The organism is Phenylobacterium sp., assembly GCF_044372605.1.
Lineage (GTDB): Bacteria > Pseudomonadota > Alphaproteobacteria > Caulobacterales > Caulobacteraceae > Phenylobacterium.
Genome location: NZ_JBILRO010000249.1, coordinates 1 through 4927, shown reverse-complemented (window position 1 = coordinate 4927; position 4927 = coordinate 1). Strand labels below are relative to the sequence as shown.

General features: G+C 66.5%; 4 protein-coding genes. 2 read left to right on the top strand and 2 right to left on the bottom strand.

Annotated features, from left to right (window positions below):
* Together ACIQ42_RS15935 and rpmB are read left to right on the top strand one after the other, a co-directional pair.
* A partial coding sequence (locus ACIQ42_RS15935) for a penicillin acylase family protein (protein WP_397423229.1) occupies nt 1-1384 on the top strand: 1384 nt, incomplete at its 5' end.
* Between the two features lie 414 nt (nt 1385-1798).
* The gene (gene rpmB, locus ACIQ42_RS15930) at nt 1799-2095 is read left to right on the top strand and encodes a 50S ribosomal protein L28 (RefSeq protein WP_397423228.1); all 297 of its coding nucleotides are present in this window, start codon (nt 1799-1801) and stop codon (nt 2093-2095) included.
* A gap of 93 nt (nt 2096-2188) precedes the next feature.
* Here rpmB and ACIQ42_RS15925 read toward each other — a convergent pair whose 3' ends face one another.
* Nucleotides 2189-3190: an esterase-like activity of phytase family protein gene (locus tag ACIQ42_RS15925; RefSeq protein WP_397423227.1), complete on the bottom strand. Its 1002-nt coding sequence runs from the start codon at nt 3188-3190 to the stop codon at nt 2189-2191.
* Nucleotides 3187-4927: cobaltochelatase subunit CobT (gene cobT / locus ACIQ42_RS15920; RefSeq protein WP_397423226.1), on the bottom strand; the 1741-nt coding region annotated here is incomplete at its 5' end. The genes ACIQ42_RS15925 and cobT, both read right to left, overlap by 4 nt.

The following is a 4927-nucleotide window of genomic DNA, read 5'->3' as shown; positions in this document are numbered from 1 at the left end:
AAAGTCGATCCCGATGGAGAAGACCGTCGTCACCATACAGGTGAAGACCTCGGCCGGCCTCGAACCCCTCACCCGCACCCTCTACGACACCCGCTTCGGGCCGGTGGTCGAGGCGCCGACCAACCCCTGGACAGCCGAGCGGGCGTTTGCGGTCCGCGACGCGCCGGTCGATCTTCGCAGCGTCGACCAGTACCTGACTATGTACCAGGCCAGGAACGTCCGGCAGCTGGCGGCAGCGCTCAGCAAGTTCCAGGCGGCTGGCTTCAACACGACCGCGGTCGATGCCGGCGGGGAGGCCTTCTACGGCGATATCGGCCCATTGCCCTATGTCACCGACGCCAAGGCCGAGGCCTGTTCGGTCTCGGACATCGCGCGCACGGCGTGGAAGACCACCCGGATTCCCGTGCTGGACGGATCACGATCCGCCTGCGAGTGGGACAGCGATCCCAAGGCGGCGACGACCGGAATTTACCCTGCATCGGCCCTGCCGCAGATCTTCCGCAACGACTACGCCAGCAATTCCAACGACAGCTACTGGCTGACCAATCCGAAACAGCCCTTGGCCGGTTTCGGGCGGATATTCGGCGAAGAAGCCACGGCCCGCTCATTGCGCACCCGGCTCAGCCTCAAGCAGATCGAGGATCGGGTTGCCGGAACCGATGGCCTGGGCGCGCCCAAGTTCGATCTGGTCGGCGTGCAGACCGTGCTGTTCGGGAACCGCAATCTCGGCGCCGAAATGACCCGCGACCCTCTGGTAGCGCTCTGTCGCCGGGCCGCCGCCGGACCCCAGCCGGACCTGGCCGAAGCCTGTGACGCCCTGGCGGCGTGGGACCTGAAGGTGAACCTCGACAGTCGCGGCGCCCATATCTTCCGCCTGTTTGCCGATAAGGGCGGGCTGGCGTTCAAGGTCCCCTTCGACCCGGCTGACCCGATCAATACGCCCAACACTCTCGACGTGGAAAATCCCAAGGTGCTGGCCGCTCTTGTCGACAGCGTGAAGCAACTGCGCACCCTGAAAATCCCGATGAACGCGACCCTGGCCCAGGTCCAGACCGAGCCCCGCGCCGGCGGCGAACGTATCCCGATCCATGGCGGCCCGGGTCCGGAGGGGATCTTCAACGTCATCACCCCCGTCGACCTGAAGCCCGAGCTGGGCTGGACCAAGATCCGCCACGGCTCCAGCTGGATCATGGCGGTGGAGTTCACCCCCAGGGGGCCGATAAGCCAGGGCGTCCTGAGCTATTCCCAGTCCACCAATCCCACCTCGCCCAACGCCGCAGACCAGACGCGGCTCTATTCGCAGAAGGGCTGGGACGACCTGAACTTCACCCCGGCGGCGATCCGGAAGGCGGCGGTCTCAACGATGGTGCTGAAGGGCAAGTAGGGCCACCTGCCTCTCAGGCCACCGGTGTCAGCAGCGGAAGCCATGGGTCGTCTCCTTCACGTTGAATGCAATCGGGTTCTACGGGATGCCAGGCGCAGATTCGCGCTCTTTTCGGCTGCGAATCTCGCGGGGTGACCCTTTGAGGCAAATCTTGATGAGGTGGTCGAGGGTGTCGGAACGAGGGCGCAACAAACCGCGACCGAATCACTGACACCCAGCAATTCAGCTTTCGTTCCCTACGAGATGTTGTGTCTGAATCGCTTCGATGCACAACGAAGTATCGGTGAGGGGCGACTTCGAAGGTTTCAGGCCTCGCTCTGCCTTGACGCACAAGGCCCCCTTCCTCTATATCGCCCGCTCCTTGCGCGGACCCTCGTCCGTTGCACACTCATTTCCACGCGAAGGTATTCGCTTATGTCGCGCCGCTGCGAAATCACGGGTGTCGGTCCTATGGTCGGCCACAACGTGAGCCACTCGAACATCAAGACCAAGCGCCGGTTCATGCCAAACTTGGCGGCTGTGAAGCTTCAGTCCGACGCGCTGGGTCAGGCGTTCAGCCTGCGCATCACCAACGCGGCGCTGCGCACTGTCGATTTCCGGGGCGGCCTCGACCCCGTTCTGCTCAACTCGCGCGACGAGGTTCTCTCGGCCAAGGCGCTGAAGATCAAGCGCGCCGTGAAAGCCAAGATCGCCGAGACCGCCGCGGCCTGATCTGCGTCGCGTCAAGGTTCTGAAGAGGCCGCTCGCGAGGGCGGCCTTTTTCTTTGCTTCCTGCGTCGGCGGGGACGTCCGCTCAGAAGCGAATTACGGGCCAGAGACCTTAGGCGGCGTCCAGTCGAACGCCAGCAGCAGGGTGCGTTGCTGGGCTGAGAAGTTGTCGTCGGCGAGAAGATAGAAGCGGATCTTCCCGCCCGCGCGTTCCACCGCTGCGATGCCTTCCATATTGTCGATCGAGGCCGGCCGTTCGATGACTATCCGGTCCAGCACCCGCAGGGACTGGTCGGTCACCCGCAGTTCAGCCCGGGGCCCACGCAATGGGTCGAAGGCGCGCAGCAGCCAGGCGGTGCGGCCGCCGGACAGCCGGGTCACCGCCGTGAGCGCGAACCCCTTGGGCATGTCCAGCTTCGGACCGGTCTCGCAAGCCGTGGAAAGCCGGCAATGCCAGACCTGACCATCGTCTTCGCGGCCCACGACATAGGCGTCGCGCCCGCGCGCCGGATCGGGCGCCAGGGCCTCCATACCGTCATTGTCGGCAAAGGTCGCCGCAGGAGAAGGCGCCTTGCGGGCCGGGCCGCCGCGCGCCGGATAGAGCCAGATGCGGTGGTCGCGTTCAAAGCTCACCAGCCGATCGCCATTGGGCATCACCGCCAGGCCCTCGGCGTCGGCCGCCAGCTTCTGGCCGCTGATCGGCTGGTCCTGAAGATTGGTGAGCGGCCTTAGCCTGGCGTCGGCCAGGCCGGACGGACGGCCCGCGGCGTCCAGCACCAGTCGCGCCTCGAGCAATTCGCCATCATCGCTGACCGCCAGAACTCGTCCGTCGGGCAGTAGCGTCAGGTCCGAGAGGCCGTGCAGGCGCGAAGTGTCGGGCGAGGTGAGGTTGAGCCCTCCCGCCCAGACGAACCCGTCGCAGTGGCTGTCGACGCAGACCCGCGGCGTCGTCGTTCCGTCCTTGTCGTCGAACTCCGGCACGACCCTGGCGTTGATCGTGATCCCTGTGCCCGCCGCGACCGGGACAGACGGCAGCTTGGCCGTCGGCGCGCAGGCGGCGAGGCAGAGGACAAATCCGAGGCCCGCCAGCCGCCTCACGCGGTGGCTCTCCGGACCTCTTTGAACGTCGAGGTCCGACGCGACGAGCCTTGCGGCCCCTGGGTATTTGGCGGCGGCGCCAGCAGGTTCGCATTCTTGCGGGTGACGCGGCGGACATCCTCATCGAACAGGTCGGCCAGTTGCTCGACCATGGCGCCGGCCAGTTGCTCGACGTCCACGATGGTGACGGCGTTCTTGTAGTAGCGGGTCACGTCGTGGCCGATGCCAGTAGCGATCAGTTGCACCGGGCTCTTGCCCTCGATCTCGGTGATCACCTCGCGCAGGTGGCGCTCCAGGTAGTGTCCCGAGTTCACCGACAGGGTGCTGTCGTCGACCGGGGCGCCATCGGAAATCACCAGCAGGATGCGGCGCGCCTCCGGGCGGCCCATCAGGCGCTGGTGGGCCCACATCAGGCCCTCGCCGTCGATGTTCTCCTTCAGCAGCCCCTCGCGCATCATCAGGCCCAGGTTGCGTCGCGCGCGCCGCCAGGGCGCATCTGCGGCCTTGTAGATGATGTGGCGCAGGTCGTTCAGGCGGCCAGGCTGGGCGGGCTTGCCGGCCTTCAGCCCGTCTTCCCGCGACGATCCGCCTTTCCAGGCGCGCGTCGTGAACCCCAGAATCTCGGTCTTGACGCTGCAACGCTCCAGCGTGCGCGCCAGGATATCGGCACACACCGCCGCCACCATGATCGGGCGGCCCCGCATCGAGCCTGAATTGTCGATCAGGATGGTCACCACCGTGTCGCGGAACTCGGTGTCCTCCTCCTCCTTGAAGGCCAGGGAGGCGGTGGGGTCGACGATCACCCGGGTCAGGCGGGCCACATCCAGCAGGCCCTCCTCGAGATCGAAGGTCCAGGACCGGTTCTGCTGGGCCAGCAGCTTGCGCTGCAGCCGGTTGGCCAGGCGCGAGACCACATTGGACACGCTGGCCAGCTGCTGGTCGAGGTAGGCGCGCAGGCGCGTCAGCTCCTCGGGATCGCAAAGCTCCTCGGCGGCCACCACCTCGTCGTGGGCGGTGGTGAAGACCTTGTAGGTGATGGCGCGGTTGTCGCCGGAGGGATCGGGACGTGCCGGCTGTTCGCCGTCGCCCATTTCCGGAGGCTCTTCGCTGTCGTCGGCGTCGGGATCGGCTTCCGACTCCATCATCTGACTGTCGGCGTCGTCGGCTTCGCGCGAGCTGGCCTCATCGTCGTCCATCGAGGACTGCTGGGGGGACTGGCTTTCGCCGTCGCCCTCGTCCTGATCCTCGGAGGCTTCTGGCTCGCCCTCTTCGCCGTCTTCGCTGTCGTCAGGCTGGTCGGGCGCGTCCGACAGATCATCGCCCATCTCCAGATCGCGGATGATGGTGCGGGCGATCCGGGCGAACGCCTTCTGGTCCTCGACGGCTTCGGTCAGGCGGTCCAGATCCGCGCCGGCCTTGGCCTCCACCTCGGCCCGGAACATGTCGACCAGCGCGCGGGCGTTGGCGGGCGGCGGCTCGCCGGTCAGGCGCTCGCGCACCATCAGCGAGATCACCTCCGCCAGCGGCGGATTGGCCATGGCCTCGACATCATTGAACACCCGGCGCGACCAGTTGTGGTCCATCACGGCGGTGAGGTTCTGTTTGACCCCGCCCATGGCGTTGGCGCCGATGGCCTCGATGCGAACCTGTTCCAGCCCGTCGTAGATCGGCTGCCCGGCGCCCGTTTGCGGGCGGCTCCTGGCGTGGGCGACGGGATCGTGGTGGGCGACACGCAGC

What these genes read in the sequence shown, in the direction of transcription:
- rpmB (WP_397423228.1), top strand. Translation starts at nt 1,799, where the DNA reads ATGTCGCGCCGCTGCGAAATCACGGGTGTCGGTCCTATGGTCGGCCAC.